The organism is Brucella pituitosa, assembly GCF_965577835.1.
Lineage (GTDB): Bacteria > Pseudomonadota > Alphaproteobacteria > Rhizobiales > Rhizobiaceae > Brucella > Brucella pituitosa.
The window spans coordinates 1,083,215-1,100,193 of the sequence record NZ_OZ264093.1; the positions used below are offsets into that span (position 1 = coordinate 1,083,215).

The window sequence follows — 16,979 nt, forward strand, 5'->3', positions numbered from 1 at the left end:
TCAAAACAAGCTAGCTTAATCTTCCTTATTATCATTGCTCGGCGTCATGTCGATCAAATCCGCATCGGGCAATGGCTTCTGCATTTCCTTTGCTTCATCCCATGGCGCGCGCAACCAGGTATCGATTTCCTCTGTTGTGCGGAGAATGACCGGCATTGCCTTTGGGTGAACGAGCTTAACCACGACGTTAGGCTCGGTGGTGAGGAAAGCAAAGATATCGATCTCAACCGGCCCTTCTTTCTTTTTCCGCACACCTTTCCATGTCGTCCAGATACCGGCGAACGCAAAGAGTGGTTTATCTTCATTCAATGCGAACCAGTGTATCCGTTTACGCTTGGTAACTGGGTCAGGATCTTCCTCATATTCCGAGAACGAAGTGGCTGGAACAACGCAGCGGCTTTCTATACCTTGCCAGTGCCGCCAATGAGATGACTTTAGATTTCTGACATTAGTGACGCCTTTATCGACTTCCGTTTTCAGAAACTCGCGGGGCGTCGGCATTCCCCAACGAAGAAGTGCAAGCTCATGCTCACCATCTGCCAAATTACGCAGCACTGGTGCCGGATAATCTGGGTACACGTCAAGCTGCGGATCAACCCGGTTCGTCACGTCACCGAATTTCGGGAACAGACGGCGCATGGCCTCATGATTGGTCGTGATGTTGTATAGATTGCACATGCGCTCCTCCTGACAGGAAGAGAATAGCGCGCAATTTATCTGCGTCCAGCTGTTGAAATACGGCGTCTGTCGTATTTCAACCTAAGCAAGATTGATTGAATGTCCTCCCACCTTCCGAAGTCGGAAGGCTTGATAGGAGGGCAACATGAAATACGCAATTATCGTTTTAGCCACATTGCTGGCTGGCGCATCGACAGCTTCGGCGATGGCGAGTTGGAAACCGCCAGCAAAGCAATGCTATGAGTGTAAGAAAAGCAAATAATTCCAACAGGAGCCTTTTCACGGGCTCCTATTTCTTTCCACCTGCGAGCAGATCTTCTCCCTGCTGCTTATGTTCTTTGCAGAACCAGAACTGCTCACGCCCCGTTTTATACCCGTATGTTCCCCATGCCTTGCAGTCGGCATCGTCACACCAATGCTCGAACCGTCTGCCCGGTTGTGAAGCGGGCGCTTTATCGTTGTTGTATCCGGTCATTTTTATCTCGGTATTTTTGTTAAGCCGAACTGGCTTTCGCCTTTAGAGCGACAGATTGTGCAGCGCATGCGTTTATGAAGATCCACAAAATAAGTGTGTGTCCCAAATTTACGCAGAATTATTCTCTGCTCGATTGGACCGATATGACCGCATTGATAACAAAAGCCGTGCAGCTCGTACCATGAATCCACGTCCTTAATACGTGTCTCTGCAGGCATGCCTTCTAAGTAACGGGGCCGAGATCTCATTTCTCAAAATACGTCTCCCACGGCTTAGATTTCTTGTCCGTTGGATCGTAAGGCACGCCACCATAAAGGCGGATGAACTCTTCCTGTCCTTCCTTTGTGGGGAAATGAGCAACGCTGAAAGAATTCAGTCCATGCTGCTTGCCTGTCCAAAGACGATATCCGCCAAGTCGACCACGATCAGTCAAAAGCTGGATAAGATTCGTCCGATGCCACTGCGTTAAATGAATGACGACCTGATAAGGGTAGTTCATATTTATGACGGACGGGCTTTCTGCGCCGCGAGAACGAGTCATCTCGTAAACACCGTCGGTTTCCAGCCACGTGAAAACCCAAGAGACATGGCGAGGCTGGCGTACTCAATTTCTTTGATGAGGAAATCCCGGTCTTTCAACAGCGCTTCCATAGCGGCGCGCATATCGCCTTTGTGATAGGCGAGAACTAATTCAATCTCATCGTCGTAATTCTCAGCGACAGCATTCATGACGTTCTCCTGCTTGTTTATTACCACCGCCAATGTTCTTGTTATGTTCCAGTCCGAATTAAGAGTCAAGATTTAGTTTCTCTTGCGATATCATGTGCCGAACTATAGTGTGTGCCTAGAATATCAGGAGATCATTCTTGGCAAAAATAAAGAAGCGCTCGTGGGAAAACGCGAGCGGAAAACATGAAGCTTGGCAGTTGGATTTCACTGACAGGCATGGGAAACGCCACCGAGAACAATACGCGAAAAAACGGGAAGCCGAAGCTCGCCTTGCTGATCTTATGACTGAGACAGGCGCGGCGACCTATAAGGAAGCAGCTCAAAAGACGACTGTTGCTGATGTCTGTCGTGATTATTATGAAGAGATGGAAAAGCGCAACAAACGCGGTGAAAGCGTTGTTCAGTCGTATCTGCGCACTACAAAGCAGCACATAGATAATTGGATTGATCCAAAAGAAGAAAGCGCTGTCGGGTTCACGAAAGGGATCGGAGCCAAAACCCTATCAGAACTGACGACGGCGGACGTGATAAAGCTCAGGAATGAAATGCGCGACGCATCGGCCGGCGTTGTTACTACGCGGCGGGTTCTCGGAACACTGAGCCGCATTTTGAAGCATGGCGTCGAAACGGATAAAGTCGGCGTAAATGTCGCCAAAGGCGTGCGAGTTATTGGCAAGCGAGATGAGGCCGGAGAAAGGGTCACGCCACCGTCGAAAGCGGCTCTGGCAATAATCCTGAAAAATTCTGACGAGAAACTAGCTCTTCGAATCAAGTTTGCTGCTTCATCAGGCTTGCGAGCTTCTGAGCAGTGGGCACTGCGATGGGTACACCTGGATCTGAAAAAGGGCTCTGTCTCGGTCGAAACGCGCGTGGATGCATATGGTGAGTTTGACACGACAAAGTCATCTGCAGGGCGTCGCACCGTGCCCATCGGCAAAGCGATGATCGAGCAGTTGAAATCTTGGAAGAGTGAAACGAAGCATAGCGAGCCTGACGACTTTGTTTTCACCGACAGTAAGGGCGGCTTTGTGCGTCATACCAATTTTATGAAACGAGATTGGAAGTCGATGATCAAAAGTGCAAAGGTTGAAGATATTGGTTGGCACTCTCTTAGACACTTCGCTATTTCGACTTGGATTGAGGCTGGCCTTTCACCAAAAGCGGTGCAGACTTTGGCAGGCCACGCGAGCTATGCCATCACGATGAATCGCTATGGCCACCTGTTCCCTTCTGATGATCACAAAGCTGCGTTCGATAAGATTGCAGAAACTCTCGCGTGATGATAAGTTGGCACATGAATGACACATGATGATTATAAGACATTGAAAAATAAGGTTTAATGCACTGACTTTTAATCAGTAGGTCCAGGGTTCGAATCCCTGCGCGCTCACCATTTTCAATGATTTAGCCGAACATACAAAACACGTTTTAAAGGTCGTCATCGTTTTACACGTGGCAGCCAGATCATTCGTCAGTGTTTTCCAAAAGTTCCCGGCATCGTTGTTCCCTTTTTTGGGGCGGCAAAGCATTGCGATACCGCTGGCAGACGATTTCCTTAGATTGCGCATAATTGTTTAAGGAATAATAATGCGCCTTGCTTTAAGATTTTTTGCTCTACCTGCCGTTGTACTGTCGTGCAGTGCTGCCAATGCTGATTCAAAGGCTCCGGTGAGTTGTAATCTGGTTCCATTGGCCGGAACCGGAGAGTCGAGCCTTCCTGTTGCCCAGCCTCTTTTTGGGATTAAGCCGTTACCGACACCACAACTCTATCAGTTTGATTGTTCCGATGATCCTCGCGGAAAGCCTCAGTCCGGTGTCACACCGACCATCCCTGTGCTTGAAGGGCGGAAAAAATAAGCTCACGGGGCTCTTCCTCGTCTGGTTCTCGTATTTGTCGCAGTGACAATCTCATCAGGGGATGAGATGAGCGATTATGAGCCTCAAAGCCAGAATAATTGGCAATCAGTTTGAAGCAGCCCTTTGGGCGGCATCAATCGTGCTCGTCATTCTGTTTCAGGGGATCATAACCTCCTACGCACAAGCCTCGATGGTTGCGTGGTCCAATGGCCAAACTTCAGTCATTTGCTCGATCCATGAAGGTCAAGCCAATGGCGATGAAGCTCCGCTCAAGGATCTTGCGCGTTCGTGCTGTTCGACACTTTGTCAGGCAGCGTGTGCTGTCGGTGCTGGTCTCGCCGCTCAAACGCTTTCGTTTGCCTACCACGCAGTATTGGTCGCCCGTTATCATGTTGTGCGACTTGTGGTGCACGGTCCGCCTAATTTTCTGGCCGAAACCTATCTCCCCAGAGGCCCGCCTACATTTTCAGCTGATGCATGATTCAATTCCGGCGTTTCGCAGCCGTGCTCACTTTAACTGAAGCGCAGTTGCGTGCCGTCCGGCTGTTTCACACTGGCTGGAGATGCCAATGTTTTCTTTTTATCTACACGAATGTGCTGCACGAAATGAGGTGCAGCCATGACCGATGTTGTTCTGCCAAACACTCAATCGAAGAACAGTCCTGCCGAGACAACGCGCGTTGCCGGTTCGAGTTTAAAGGCCTTCATCACAAGGCTACACTTTTATGTTGGGCTATTTGTTGGCCCATTCATCCTGATCGCCGCGATCACGGGCACGCTTTATGTGCTGACGCCGCAAATCGAAGATATCGTCTATCGCGATCAATTGCGTACAGCATCCCTGGGCACGGTGCAGCCTTTGGCCGATCAGGTTAAGGCCGCCCGCGATTTTATCGGTGACGATCCGAGGCTGTTTGCTATCCGCCCATCGACAGGCCCAGGCTGGAACACACGCGTTATGTTCAGCGTGCCGGGTCTGGGTGAATCTGAAAGCCGAGCAATTTTTGTCGATCCAATTACGCTGGCAATCAGGGGCGATCTGGTCGTCTATGGCACGAGCGGAGTGTTGCCATTGCGCGCGTCGATCGACTATCTGCATCGCAATCTCATGCTTGGGGATTTTGGCCGCTATTACAGCGAACTTGCCGCTTCCTGGCTGTGGGTCGCAGCGCTCGGCGGTGTTCTGCTCTGGTGGTGGAAGCGGGATATCCGGCGTAGCTCAAAGGCCAAAGAAAATGTGCATCTGCGTACGAGGCGTTTGCACAGCCAGATTGGCATCTGGATCGCTGCAGGCTTAGTCTTTCTTTCGGCGACAGGCATGACTTGGTCGCAATTGGCAGGCGGGCGGATTGACGATTTTCGCGCGGCAGTCGGATGGATAACACCGTCCGTTTCGACCGCACTCGACAAACCTGCTGTGATGGCCGATCCGCATGCTGAACATCATGACCACGGAGGCCATCAGGATCAAAGTTCTGTTGCACCGACAACTGATTACGTCAGCCAGCTGGATGCGGTGAATCTCCTGTCACGACAGTCCGGTCTTCAATCGCCAATGCTGGAAATTCGTATTCCGCGCAATGCGGATCAGTCATGGCTGGTCCGTGAGTATGATCGCTCATGGCCGACACAGGTTGATACGATTGCTATCGATCCGCGGGATATGAAGGTAATCAGCCGGGCTGATTTCGAAACATTCCCGATCATTGCCAAGCTCATTCGCTGGGGGATTGATCTGCATATGGGCGTGCTGTTTGGTGTCGCCAATCAGATTGTTATGGCTTTGTTGGGCCTGGCGCTGATTGGTATGATTATCTATGGCTATCGCATCTGGTGGCAGCGGCGTCCGCCTGCTGGCTCCATGCCAAGAACCCTGATCCAGAGCTGGCTCTATCTTAGCATGCCGCAGAAGCTTTCGGTGGTGCTGATTGCAGCCGCGGTTGGTTGGGCTCTGCCGATGATCGGTCTAAGCCTGATCGCATTTTTGCTGATTGATCTTGTTCGCTGGAAATTGGGCGGCGCAAAGATTGTGAAAGCATGAGTAAAAATGGCACCGACATTCTCTGTCGGTGCCATTTTCATCTTAGAGCATTTCCAGCAAAAGTGCGGAGCGGTTTTGCGTCGGATAATGCGAAAAAACAAAGAGATAGAGCATTTCCAATGATTCAAGAAAAACAGGAAATGCTCTAGCTGGCAGGGCGCGGTGGCAGACCTGCGCGAGCGCGCATCTTATCAAGCAAAGCTGCCGCTATCGGCTCATAGTTTTCATCAAAATGATGGCCGCCGGACAGCTTCATCAGGTCTGCACCTTTAAGCTCAGGTGCCGTACAGGCGGTATCGTCTTCTTCTTCGCCATAGACGCAGACAACACGATCAAGCGGGATGGTGGTGATAGCCGGCACAACGTCCTTATCTCCATCCATGCCAAGCCAGCCTTCAATAGAAACCTGAAATGTCGTGGTGGTTTCAACGCCGAGAAGTCCGACCATCTTCGTGCGGTCCTGAAGCGCCGGATCGAGATATTTCCATGCAAAGGGGAATGTGTCCGCTCCGAAGGAATAACCGAGAACGGCCAACGGCAGTTTTCCCGTTGGATCGGCTTTTTCGATCATTGTCGTTGTGTCACGAGCGATTTCTTCTGGCGTGCGCTCGGACCAGAAATAGCGCAGTGAATCAACGCCGATCACATGAACGCCATGAGCCTGCAGCCACTCGCCGATCGATTTGTCGAGATCGCGCCAGCCGCCATCGCCTGAATAGAACACGGCGACCATATCGCTCTTGCCGCCTTTGGCTGGAAGGTCGACAATTGGTAGCGCTTCATTCTTGGCGTCTTGATCGGCCATAGCGACGACGTTATCGACTGCCATCTTCATGCGTGCGGGAAAGTCGGGGCCTGATTGCAATACGGCAATCTTCTTCTGACGTGCGTCAACCGGGTTATTCACCGGCGAGCCAGTTGGCCCAATCACAAGTGTCGGAGCGGGCATATTTACGTCAAAACCGTAGGTGAAGCCGCCATCAGGTGTTTTGGTGGCTTCAGCTGCTTCTGTGCAGGAAGGCAGGCGCGTCTTTGCAGGTGTTGGATCAAGAGCAATAGCGCCTGCAATGGTCGCAGCAGGCGAATCTGATGCGGCTGCATAGGCAATCGTTGCGCCCTGACCAATGCCGGTTACGACCGGATGAAAGTAAACATCAAGATCAAGTCCGCGCAGTGCTTCCTTGGCGATGGCTTCAAAATCAGAGTCGAGATAGTTGCACTCGCCATCTTCCTTATCGAGCGCCGCCCGCCAGGGACCGAGCTCGACAGGCAAAACGATTATGTTTCGCGCAAGCATTGCATCCATATAGCTGCGTTCTTTGTCGCCGATGCCGTTTTCATCACTGAGCAGAATGGCAAGCCCGACCGGATCGCCCTTCGGCATGTAGACTGGAATATTCGAAAGCCGCTCGGCGCTTGCGTGAATGACCGGTTCGTCCGCGTTGAAGAATTGCGCCCACTGGCGCGCAATCTTGCCGGGGTGAAGTGCTGCATAGGCACCGGCACCTCCTATCAGCGCTAACCCAAGAACAGTTAAAAGAATGCGTCGCTTCTTCATTTGCGGATGAACTCCAGAGGGCTGCCATTGATCAGCGTTGTGGCATCGATAAGAGCACGAGGCGTTTCCAGACCCCCAGGACAAACCATGTAATGTGGTGTCCAGATCGGGTCGAACTTTTCTTTGAAAGCCTTGAGGCCGTCGAAGTGATAGAGGTCTGCACCGCGCCGATATATGAATGAACCGAACCGGTTCCAGCGTGATGCGAGTCTGCTGCGGTTCAAGCCGGAGAGCGGTGCCGCACCCAGATTGAACCATTTATAGCCCTGATCCTTGCTATACATCAGCAGTTTGGCAAAAAGCGCATCCATCAGCAGCTTGTGTACGTCGGGCATATAACGCATCAGGTCGACGGTGATTTCGTATTTGTCGGCTCCACGCCACAAATTGGCGAAGGCAACAATCTCACCATCTTTTTTCATCACGGCGACGTCAAAACGCTCCATGTAATCATCATCGAAATAGCCGAGAGAAAAGCCTTTCTCGCTGCCGGATTTATGGTCGAGCCATGCATCGGAGATTTCCCGCAAGCGGGGGACGAGTGGCGACACATCTTTCACGTCGATGACTTCAAAGGTCAGCCCATCCTTGTCGACCTTACGATCGGCATAACGAAATGGCTGGCGACGAGGACCTTCAAGCGAGAAATCAGTCAGATCGACGCGAGCAACTTCGCCGAGTTTCAGCGCTACAAGGCCCATATCCAGAAACAGCGGCAGGCTTTCAGGCCCAACCCCATAAAACACCGTGCGCAATGCCATTTTGTCGGCGAGGCCGTGGAACGACCATGCAAGTTCTCTGGCGGCTTTTTTGTCTCCGATTGGTTCACCCAAGGCGATCAGGCTGCCACCGGATTGCGCATACATAATGAATGCGTTGTTATCAGGTGCGAGCAGGAATTGCTTGTCGCCCAGCATTGCAAGCGCAGCATCGGTATGCGGGCAGGCGGCGACAAGTGCAGGAACAGCCTCTGGAATAGAGTAGTCGCGTTTACGCTTGCGCTGGCTATGCCGGTTGATGATCGAATGGAGGCCAACTGCCGCCACAACTGCGAAGACCAGAACGGTCGCACGCAGGAAGCGCGGCGCATTGGCATTCCATGCAAAATCCCACCAGAGATTATTGGAGTATTCAACGTGGCGATAAACGAAGAAACCCAGCCATGTCGAAACGATAACGGTGGTGCCGACTGATGTGATCCAGCTCCAGCTCAGTTCAAACGGGCCAGAAATCGGACGGCGATAAAAGGAATCGCGGAAGCCCCATAGGGCAAAGGCAAAGACGCAAAGAATGGTTGCTTCTTCCCAGTCGAGACCTTTTGTGAGCGAGAAAACCGCACCGAAAAGCAGAAGAATGAGGGCAGCAATCCACGCGCGTTCCAGCCGTTTGAACAGACCGCGCGCAACGATGAGCAGGGCAACGCCCACAAGACTTGCTGCAAGATGCGATGTTTCGACGAAAAACTCTGGCACGATGTCGGAGAGAATTTCTACGCGGTATCGCATATCCGGCGTTGCGCCTGAAACCAGCAGGATAATGCCACCAAGGAAGATAATACTGGCGGAAAGCCCTGGTATCAGAGGCTCAACGAGACGTTTGGCAAACTTGGCCTGCCGTCCCAGCATCTGCCTGCGCCTCATGATTTCCCATATCAGGATGCCTGCTGTGGCGACCACAAGCGGCATGACCGTATAGATCACGCGATAGGCAAGGAGAGCGGCGATAGCGTCAGGTTGTCCGCCAATGCCGAGGCCAGCAATAATCGTCGCTTCGAAGGCACCGAGCCCGCCCGGAGCATGGCTGGCAATGCCAAGTACAATGGCGATGACATAGACGAGCGCGAAGACAGCAAAGCTTGGCACTGCATCCTGAGGCATCAGCACATAGAGCGTTGCAGCAGCAGCACCGACATCGACAAGACCCGCAAAAATCTGTGTAATGGCACCCTTGGAGTTAGGCAGGCGCAGGCTAAGTGAGCCAAGGCGCAGTGTGCGCTCGCCATGCGAAAGCCAGTAGATCAGCCAGCTGATGCCACCAAGAATGATGATGCCAGCAACAATATCGATGCGGGCGTCGATCGTAGAAATCCACGGCACGTCCTGCGGGTCGATAAGGAGTGCAGCCCCCACCATGATGATGAGTGCAAACCAGATCGCAAACCAGGAAGTACCGACGATCTTTCCGATATCGGCAAGGCTGATGCCTTCAGCCGCATAGATGCGATAGCGAAGCGCACCGCCGGTCAGAAGCGAGAAGCCAATTGCATTGGAAATCGCATAGCCTGCGGCCCCAGCCACGGCTGCAATGCGGCGCGGGATTTGGTTGGGTGCTATTGTGTCCACCGCAACCACGTCATACAGCGCCACAGCTGCATAGCTTAGCATCGTGAAAAATACGGCGAGCCCAATGGTCGTCCACGAAATGGCATGAAGGGCCTCAAGCGTGTCTTTGCGTGAGGTGTTCTGGAGCAGATTTTCCAGAACGTATATTGCTAAGAGGGCGATGGCGATGCCCGCTATGGGAAACAGAAAATGCTGGTATCGTTTCAGAAATCCGAAAGACTTATTCTGTCTGGTGGATACTGAAGAAGGTTCTTCATTATCAATTAAGCTCATCGGAGCGTCGTCCAGTTGGAGCAATCTAAAATTGCGCAAGTGATCCTGATTTAGGGCGAACTTATGTTCGAGCGAGATGCCGCATTGAAAATATTCAAAGTAATGTCGAAGTTAGGGTATAAGGCCAGCAAACGGCGTTCGCCGCAAGCATTTTGAGTGAAGTTGGAAAGTTAGATATTTTTTCGTAATTTGCTCAAAAACAATTCAATAGAACAGCTTATCTGGTTCAGATAATAACTGCTCTATGTGAAAAAATGAGGTTTTGGTGCTCAGTGTTTCTTATCTAACGGCTGCCGGTGCGGGTGCGCTGTCGTTCTTATCGCCCTGCGTTCTGCCGCTGGTTCCACCTTATCTGTGTTATATGGCGGGTGTGAGCGTTGAAGATTTTCGCGCCGAAAAGGAATCACGGGTTGCCGCCGCTTCCTTGCAGCGTCGCTCGCTGGCATTGGCTGCGATCTCATTTGTGCTTGGCTTCACCACAGTTTTTGTAGCGCTTGGCGCCGGTGCTTCGTCCATTGGCGCATTCTTGCGCATGTGGCAGCAGGAAATCGCCATGGTGGCTGGGGTCGTCATCATTTTGATGGGCCTCAACTTCCTTGGCATATTGCGTTTCTCGTTCTTGTCCCGCGAAGCCCGTTTTCAGGCACGCAATGCACCTGCGTCACCGCTTGGGGCTTATGTGATGGGCCTGGCCTTTGCATTCGGCTGGACCCCTTGTATAGGGCCGGTTCTCGGGCCAATTCTCACATTGGCGGGCGGCAGCAGCACGGTGGGTGAGGGGGCCGCACTTTTGGCTGTTTATTCGCTAGGCTTGGGAATTCCGTTTTTGATCGCGGCTCTTTTTTCGGGCGCATTCATGCGGTTTCTGTCAAAGTTCCGCGTTCATCTTGGCAAAGTCGAAAAGGCAATGGGTGCACTTCTCGTTATCGCCGGTGTCCTTTTTCTTACCGGCGGCATGCAGTCGTTTTCGTTCTGGTTGCTTGAGACTTTCCCGGCATTGGGACGATTGGGCTAAGCAATCCGTAAGTTTCCATATACGCTTTAATGCTATGAGCAGATGAGCCTTCAATCATTCTGGACGATATAATGACAGACAGTGCTAGGACAGACCGTACCTGCCTTTCCATCGTGCTTGCCGCGGGCGAAGGCACGCGTATGAAATCGAGCTTGCCGAAGGTGCTGCATCAGGTGGCAGGGCTTCCGCTGGTTTGTCATGTGGTGAAAGCCGTTCAGGACACCGGCAAGAGCGATGTGGCGCTGGTCGTCGGGCGCGGAGCGGATGAAGTGCGTAGCGCTGTCGAAAAAGTTGCCGACGCAGTTTCGGCTTTCGAGCAGAAAGAACGTCTTGGTACAGCCCACGCGGTTCTTGCAGCACGCGAAGCCATCGAGCGCGGTTATGACGATCTGCTGATTGTCTTCGGCGACACACCATTGATCGAAGCCCAATCCCTTCTGGTCGCGCGTGAAAAACTGACCCATGGTGCGGACGTGGTTGTGATCGGCTTCCGTCCGGCGAACCCGCATGGTTATGGTCGTCTCATTGAAGAGAACGATCAATTGGTCGCCATTGTTGAGGAAAAGGAAGCCACCCTTGAGCAAAAAAAGATTGGTTTCTGCAATGGTGGTTTGATGGCTGTGCGTGGTGCCCACGCGCTGGCTTTGCTCGACGCTGTTGGCAATGACAATGCCAAAGGCGAATATTACCTCACCGATATCGTGTCTATCGCTCATGACAAGGGGCTGAACGTCACTGCCATCGAAGTGCCAGTGGACAATGTGATCGGCATCAACAATCGCGCAGAACTGGCAGAGGCAGAGACCATCTGGCAGAACCGTAAGCGTCAGGACATGATGCTGGCGGGTGTGACGCTGATTGCACCTGAAACTGTGTTTTTCTCGCATGATACATTGATTGAAGCCGACGTTGTAATTGAACCGAATGTGTTTTTTGGACCGAAGGTTCATGTCGCATCCGGTGCGTTGATCCATGCGTTTTCACATATTGAAGGCGCAAATATTGGTGAGAAAGCCGAGATTGGACCGTTTGCACGTTTGCGTCCGGGTGCAAATCTTGGTGAAAAGTCCAAGGTCGGAAATTTCTGCGAAGTGAAGAACGCGGAAGTCGGCAAGGGTGCCAAGATCAATCACCTTACCTATATCGGCGATGCGATTGTCGGAGCATCAAGCAATATCGGTGCAGGCACGATCACCTGCAATTACGATGGCTACAACAAATATAAGACGGTTATCGGTGAAAACGCATTCGTAGGCTCGAACAGTTCGCTCGTGGCGCCGGTCGAAATTGGTGATAATGCCTATATCGCTTCAGGCAGCACGATCACAGATAATGTGCCGGCAGATGCGTTGGCCTTTGGCCGTGCCCGACAGGAAACCAAAGAAGGCCGGGGAAAGATCCTGCGGGAGAAGTATGCTGCCATCAAAGCGGCTAAAACCTCTTCGAAATAAATCGACGAACAGATGAAGAGAACGGCAGTCCCTTGGGTTGCCGTTCCGCGCTAGACTCTTTAAATCGCAGTTATATGCGTGAATCTCGGATTTGGAGCACCCTATGTGTGGAATTATCGGCATTATCGGCAATGACGAAGTCGCACCGCGTCTGGTCGATGCGCTGAAGCGACTTGAATATCGCGGCTATGATTCTGCCGGTATCGCCACGCTGCTCGATGGAAAGCTTGCTCGCCGTCGTGCCGAGGGCAAGCTTGTCAATCTGGAAAAGCGTCTGGCGGGCGACCCGCTTCCGGGCGTGATCGGCATCGGCCACACTCGCTGGGCAACGCATGGCAAGCCGGTTGAACGTAATGCGCATCCGCATATCACCACCCGTTTGGCTGTGGTGCACAATGGCATTATCGAAAATTTTGCCGAACTGCGTGCGATGCTCGAAGCGGAAGGCCGTAAATTCGAGACCGAGACTGACACCGAAGCTGTCGCGCATCTCGTGACGCGTGAGCTGGAAAAGGGCAAGTCGCCTGTGGAAGCCGTGCGTGACAGCCTGCCATTGTTGCAGGGTGCTTTTGCACTCGCATTCCTGTTTGAAGGCGATGAAGAAACATTAATCGGTGCGCGTCAGGGACCACCACTGGCAGTCGGCTATGGCGATGGTGAAATGTTCCTCGGCTCCGACGCTATCGCACTGTCACCATTTACCGACACGATTGCTTATCTCGAAGATGGTGATTGGGCTGTGCTGACCCGCAAGGGCGTGACCGTCTATGACGAGAACAATGTTGAGGTTGAGCGCACGGTTCAGAAATCGCAGACTGCCAATATGCTGGTGTCGAAGGGCAATCACCGCCACTTCATGCAGAAAGAGATGTTTGAGCAGCCGGAAGTCATTTCCCATACGCTTGCAAACTATCTCGATTTCACCACTGGCAGAGTCCGTGAAGAAGCAGTCGGCATTGATTTCAGCAAGGTCGACCGTCTGACCATTTCTGCCTGCGGCACCGCCTTTTATGCGGCTTCGGTCGGCAAATACTGGTTTGAGCAGATTGCCCGCCTTCCAGTCGACAGCGATATCGCCTCGGAATTCCGCTATCGTGAAATGCCGCTTTCAAAAGACTCGCTTGCGATGTTCGTTTCGCAGTCTGGCGAAACTGCTGATACGCTGGCGTCGTTGCGTTATTGCAAGTCGCAAGGTCTGAAGATCGCCTCTGTTGTCAATGTCACCGGCTCGACCATTGCCCGTGAATCGGATGCTGTGTTCCCGACACTTGCCGGTCCTGAAATCGGTGTTGCATCGACCAAGGCTTTTACCTGTCAGCTTTCGACCATGGCGTCACTTGCAATTGCTGCCGCAAAGGTTCGCGGCACGATTGATGACAAGCGTGAGCAGGAACTGGTGCGTCAGCTTTCTGAAGCGCCGCGTTTCATCAATCAGGTATTGAAGCTTGAAGATCAGATCGCAGCGGTTTGTTCTGAATTGGCCAAGGTCAATCACGTTCTTTATCTGGGCCGTGGAACATCCTTCCCGCTGGCCATGGAAGGCGCGCTGAAGCTCAAGGAAATCTCCTATATTCACGCCGAAGGCTACGCGGCTGGTGAGCTCAAGCACGGCCCGATTGCACTCATTGATGAGACCATGCCGGTTATCGTCATTGCACCGTCGGATCGTCTTTATGAGAAGACCGTTTCCAATATGCAGGAAGTCGCAGCACGCGGCGGTCGTATCATTCTGATCACCGATAAGAAGGGTGCGGCGGCAGCAAGTCTTGATACGATGGCAACCATCGTTCTGCCTGACGTACCAGAGTTCATCACGCCGCTGGTTTATGCTCTGCCGATCCAGATGCTCGCTTATCATACCGCTATTCTGATGGGTACGGACGTCGATCAGCCGCGCAATCTCGCGAAGTCGGTGACTGTAGAGTAAAAGAAAAACAGTCTTTTATAGATGGGCTTTAATAGATGAATAGAAATGGCCGCAGCAATGCGGCCATTTCTGTTTCCATTATCCTGCTCGAAGCAGGCGGATCGCTTCATCACGACCGAACAGATAGAGAAGCACGCGCAGCGCTTGCCCGCGTTCGCCTTCAAGATCCGGGTCGCTTGCCAGAATATAACGTGCGTCTTTGCGCGCGATTTCCAGCAGGTCACCATGAGCTTCAATTGAAGCAAGCCGGAAGCCCGGTGTACCCGATTGCCTTGTGCCAAGCAACTCGCCTTCGCCGCGTAGCTTCAAATCTTCTTCGGCAATACGGAAACCATCTTCCGTTTCGCGCATCACCTTAAGACGTGCCTGACCGATTTCTCCCAACGGGCCTTTATAGAGCAGCAGGCAAGTGGATGGCTTGTCGCCACGGCCAACGCGCCCACGTAACTGATGCAGCTGTGAAAGCCCGAAACGCTCGGCATGTTCGATGACGATGATTGTTGCATCCGGCACGTCGACACCAACTTCAATCACGGTCGTTGCCACCAGAAGCCGTGTTTCGCCCTGCTTGAAGGCGCGCATGGCTTCATCTTTTTCCGTGCCATTCATGCGGCCATGAATGAGTCCGATCTTGTTGCCAAAAACAGGTTTAAGCGATTCAAACCGTTCTTCGGCGGAGGTCAGCTCAACGAGTTCGGACTCCTCCACCAAAGGGCAGATCCAGTAAATTTTCTGCCCTTCCTGGACTGCCTTTCGGATGCGTTCAACAAGTTCGTTCATCCGCTCCATAGGCAGAATTGCTGTGGTGATCTTCTGACGCCCGGCTGGCTTTTCAGTAAGTTTCGATACATCCATATCGCCAAAGGCGGTCAGAACCAGCGTGCGTGGGATGGGTGTTGCTGTCATGACCAGCATATCGGGAGCAGTGCCCTTCGCAGTCAGCATCAAACGCTGATGCACGCCAAAACGATGCTGTTCATCGATAATAACGAAGACCAGATCGTGATATTCGACCTTCTCCTGAAACAGTGCATGAGTGCCGATGACAATATCGATTTCGCCACTTTTCAGGCCTTCAAGAACAGCATTGCGCTCTTTGCCCTTATCGCGACCTGTAAGCAGGGCTGCTTTCAGGCCGACTTTTTCAGCCAGAGGTGCAATTGTTGCAAAATGCTGTCGCGCAAGAACTTCTGTGGGTGCCATCAACGCTGACTGCCCGCCGGATTCAGCTGCATGCGCCATGGAAAGCAGCCCCACGACCGTTTTTCCGGAACCGACATCGCCTTGCAAAAGCCGCAGCATACGCTCTGGCGATTTAAGGTCGGTGATGATTTCGCGCACGGCCTGCTCCTGACCTTTGGTCAGTTGATAAGGCAGGTGGCGCATGATTTCTGCAACAATACGTCCATTGCCTTCGAGTGGGCGACCCGAAAGGCGGCGCGTTTTGGCACGCACCAGCGCCAAAGCCAGTTGACCAGCCAGAAACTCGTCATAAGCAAGCCTGCGGCGCGTGATGCTTTCAAGTGCAATATCGCTCGGGTCTTCCGGGAGATGCATTGTGTCGAGTGCATCTTTGAAAGCATGAAAACGCTCGCGTGTGATCAGCGGCCTGTCGATCCACTCGGGCAGAACCGGCACGCGGGTCAGCGCTTCTTTCATTGCGCGGCCAAGGGTCTTGGATGAAAGGCCAGCCGTTAGCGGATAGACTGGCTCAACCATCGGGAGACTAGCAGCATCTTCGAGGCTCGCAATATAATCGGGATGCACCATCGAGGCGCGCCCGTTGAACCATTCGACCTTGCCAGAAACGATGACGGTTTCGCCTTCAGGCAACATCTTTTCAAGCCATGGCAATTGCGCATGAAAGAAGGTGAGAATGATTTCACCGGTATCGTCATGGGCAATGACGCGATGCGGAACGTTGCCTCTCCCACGCGGGGCGGGCTGATGCTGATCGATCATCACTTCCAGTGTAACGATCGCGCCTTCCTGCGCAAAAGCGACGCCGGGACGGTTGCGCCGGTCGATCACACTATGCGGTGGCAGAAAGAGAAGCTGGCCAACTCTCGGCTCCGCACCGGGAACATCAGTGCCCAAAAGTTTACCAAGCAAGGCAGCCACTTTCGGACCAATGCCGGAAAGCGAGCGGACGGAAGCGAAAAACGGATCAAGCACAGACGGACGCATGGCGGCGAGCATTAACTGCTTTGCTTTTCTGCGCAACCCTTTGAAATGATTTTGTACTATTTTTGTTCTTGTTGCCTAAATGGGTTCCCACTTGCGCCGTAGATGCTATATACCGGCAGCATATTTTGTTAATGGAGCGCTCAAACAATGACTGGCAGCACACTTGCGGCAGGAAATCTTGATGTAAGGCGTCGCAAGCTTCTGTTTCGCGCCTGGCATCGCGGTATGCGCGAGATGGATCTGATCCTCGGCCAATATGCCGATCAGTATCTTCCAGCCTTCACCGATGAACAACTCGATGAGTTTGAGCAGATTCTTGAAGTTCTTGATCGCGATCTTCTGAAATGGGTGACAGGCGAAAGCGAAACACCGCAAGAATATGATACGCCTTTGTTTCGAGACATTATCGCTTTCCGCGACCGCATAGAATTCTGAGAATAAGTCCC

14 protein-coding genes are annotated in these 16,979 nt (G+C 52.5%); 7 read left to right on the plus strand and 7 right to left on the minus strand.

All coding sequences use genetic code 11. The annotated features are described in order from the left end of the window. Window positions 1-15: 15 nt before the first annotated feature. The 4 genes from ACSME1_RS16365 to ACSME1_RS16380 form a co-directional block, all read right to left on the minus strand. Window positions 16-678: an SOS response-associated peptidase gene (locus ACSME1_RS16365; RefSeq protein WP_435655046.1), complete on the minus strand. Its 663-nt coding sequence runs from the start codon at window positions 676-678 to the stop codon at window positions 16-18. Between the two features lie 289 nt (window positions 679-967). Next, entirely contained in the window at window positions 968-1,153 is a 186-nt protein-coding gene (locus ACSME1_RS16370) for a hypothetical protein (protein ID WP_435655047.1), read from the minus strand. A gap of 244 nt (window positions 1,154-1,397) precedes the next feature. Then, the gene (locus ACSME1_RS16375) at window positions 1,398-1,694 is read right to left on the minus strand and encodes a hypothetical protein (protein ID WP_435655048.1); all 297 of its coding nucleotides are present in this window, start codon (window positions 1,692-1,694) and stop codon (window positions 1,398-1,400) included. Further along, the gene (locus tag ACSME1_RS16380) at window positions 1,691-1,882 is read right to left on the minus strand and encodes a hypothetical protein (RefSeq protein ID WP_100557140.1); all 192 of its coding nucleotides are present in this window, start codon (window positions 1,880-1,882) and stop codon (window positions 1,691-1,693) included. The genes ACSME1_RS16375 and ACSME1_RS16380 overlap by 4 nt, the downstream gene beginning before the upstream one ends. A 137-nt stretch (window positions 1,883-2,019) precedes the next feature. On the opposite strand from ACSME1_RS16380, the gene ACSME1_RS16385 reads away from it, so the two are divergent. From ACSME1_RS16385 to ACSME1_RS16395, 3 genes are all read left to right on the plus strand, one after another. Then, window positions 2,020-3,162 carry a tyrosine-type recombinase/integrase gene (locus ACSME1_RS16385; protein ID WP_245872265.1) on the plus strand — a complete coding sequence of 381 codons (1,143 nt, stop codon included), beginning with the start codon at window positions 2,020-2,022 and terminating at the stop codon, window positions 3,160-3,162. A gap of 653 nt (window positions 3,163-3,815) precedes the next feature. Next, entirely contained in the window at window positions 3,816-4,220 is a 405-nt protein-coding gene (locus ACSME1_RS16390) for a hypothetical protein (RefSeq protein ID WP_024900249.1), read from the plus strand. A gap of 138 nt (window positions 4,221-4,358) precedes the next feature. After that, window positions 4,359-5,780 carry a PepSY-associated TM helix domain-containing protein gene (locus tag ACSME1_RS16395; RefSeq protein WP_105534654.1) on the plus strand — a complete coding sequence of 474 codons (1,422 nt, stop codon included), beginning with the start codon at window positions 4,359-4,361 and terminating at the stop codon, window positions 5,778-5,780. Between the two features lie 145 nt (window positions 5,781-5,925). On the opposite strand, the gene ACSME1_RS16400 is transcribed toward ACSME1_RS16395, so the two are convergent. After that, on the minus strand, window positions 5,926-7,338 hold the full coding sequence (locus ACSME1_RS16400; RefSeq protein WP_024900251.1) for a virulence factor family protein: 1,413 nt from the start codon (window positions 7,336-7,338) through the stop codon (window positions 5,926-5,928). Further along, window positions 7,335-9,953, minus strand: coding sequence for a bifunctional lysylphosphatidylglycerol flippase/synthetase MprF (mprF, locus tag ACSME1_RS16405; protein ID WP_105706416.1), 2,619 nt, complete (start codon window positions 9,951-9,953; stop codon window positions 7,335-7,337). Before mprF ends, ACSME1_RS16400 begins: the two co-directional genes overlap by 4 nt. Before the next feature lie 265 nt (window positions 9,954-10,218). Between mprF and ACSME1_RS16410 the strand changes: the two genes are divergently transcribed. The 3 genes from ACSME1_RS16410 (at window position 10,219) to glmS (ending at window position 14,346) form a co-directional block, all read left to right on the plus strand. After that, window positions 10,219-10,968, plus strand: coding sequence for a cytochrome c biogenesis CcdA family protein (locus ACSME1_RS16410; protein ID WP_024900253.1), 750 nt, complete (start codon window positions 10,219-10,221; stop codon window positions 10,966-10,968). Between the two features lie 71 nt (window positions 10,969-11,039). Beyond that, the gene (gene glmU, locus ACSME1_RS16415; protein WP_036568658.1) at window positions 11,040-12,419 is read left to right on the plus strand and encodes a bifunctional UDP-N-acetylglucosamine diphosphorylase/glucosamine-1-phosphate N-acetyltransferase GlmU; all 1,380 of its coding nucleotides are present in this window, start codon (window positions 11,040-11,042) and stop codon (window positions 12,417-12,419) included. Window positions 12,420-12,522: 103 nt separating this feature from the next. Further along, window positions 12,523-14,346 (plus strand): glutamine--fructose-6-phosphate transaminase (isomerizing), encoded by a 1,824-nt coding sequence (gene glmS / locus ACSME1_RS16420; RefSeq protein ID WP_024900254.1) that lies wholly within the window; start codon window positions 12,523-12,525, stop codon window positions 14,344-14,346. A 78-nt stretch (window positions 14,347-14,424) separates the two neighbouring features. Here glmS and recG read toward each other — a convergent pair whose 3' ends face one another. Beyond that, a complete protein-coding gene (gene recG / locus ACSME1_RS16425; protein ID WP_024900255.1) occupies window positions 14,425-16,545 on the minus strand; it encodes an ATP-dependent DNA helicase RecG in 2,121 nt (706 codons plus the stop codon). Window positions 16,546-16,680: 135 nt separating this feature from the next. Between recG and ACSME1_RS16430 the strand changes: the two genes are divergently transcribed. Next, window positions 16,681-16,968 carry a succinate dehydrogenase assembly factor 2 gene (locus tag ACSME1_RS16430; protein WP_024900256.1) on the plus strand — a complete coding sequence of 96 codons (288 nt, stop codon included), beginning with the start codon at window positions 16,681-16,683 and terminating at the stop codon, window positions 16,966-16,968. The last annotated feature ends 11 nt before the right edge of the window (window positions 16,969-16,979 follow it).

Coding starts and splice junctions, on each gene's coding strand:
- ACSME1_RS16365 (WP_435655046.1), bottom strand. CDS start 678: ATGTGCAATCTATACAACATCACGACCAATCATGAGGCCATGCGCCGT.
- ACSME1_RS16370 (WP_435655047.1), bottom strand. CDS start 1,153: ATGACCGGATACAACAACGATAAAGCGCCCGCTTCACAACCGGGCAGA.
- ACSME1_RS16375 (WP_435655048.1), bottom strand. CDS start 1,694: ATGACTCGTTCTCGCGGCGCAGAAAGCCCGTCCGTCATAAATATGAAC.
- ACSME1_RS16380 (WP_100557140.1), bottom strand. CDS start 1,882: ATGAATGCTGTCGCTGAGAATTACGACGATGAGATTGAATTAGTTCTC.
- ACSME1_RS16390 (WP_024900249.1), top strand. CDS start 3,816: ATGAGCCTCAAAGCCAGAATAATTGGCAATCAGTTTGAAGCAGCCCTT.
- ACSME1_RS16395 (WP_105534654.1), top strand. CDS start 4,359: ATGACCGATGTTGTTCTGCCAAACACTCAATCGAAGAACAGTCCTGCC.
- ACSME1_RS16400 (WP_024900251.1), bottom strand. CDS start 7,338: ATGAAGAAGCGACGCATTCTTTTAACTGTTCTTGGGTTAGCGCTGATA.
- mprF (WP_105706416.1), bottom strand. CDS start 9,953: ATGAGCTTAATTGATAATGAAGAACCTTCTTCAGTATCCACCAGACAG.
- glmU (WP_036568658.1), top strand. CDS start 11,040: ATGACAGACAGTGCTAGGACAGACCGTACCTGCCTTTCCATCGTGCTT.
- glmS (WP_024900254.1), top strand. CDS start 12,523: ATGTGTGGAATTATCGGCATTATCGGCAATGACGAAGTCGCACCGCGT.
- recG (WP_024900255.1), bottom strand. CDS start 16,545: ATGCTCGCCGCCATGCGTCCGTCTGTGCTTGATCCGTTTTTCGCTTCC.
- ACSME1_RS16430 (WP_024900256.1), top strand. CDS start 16,681: ATGACTGGCAGCACACTTGCGGCAGGAAATCTTGATGTAAGGCGTCGC.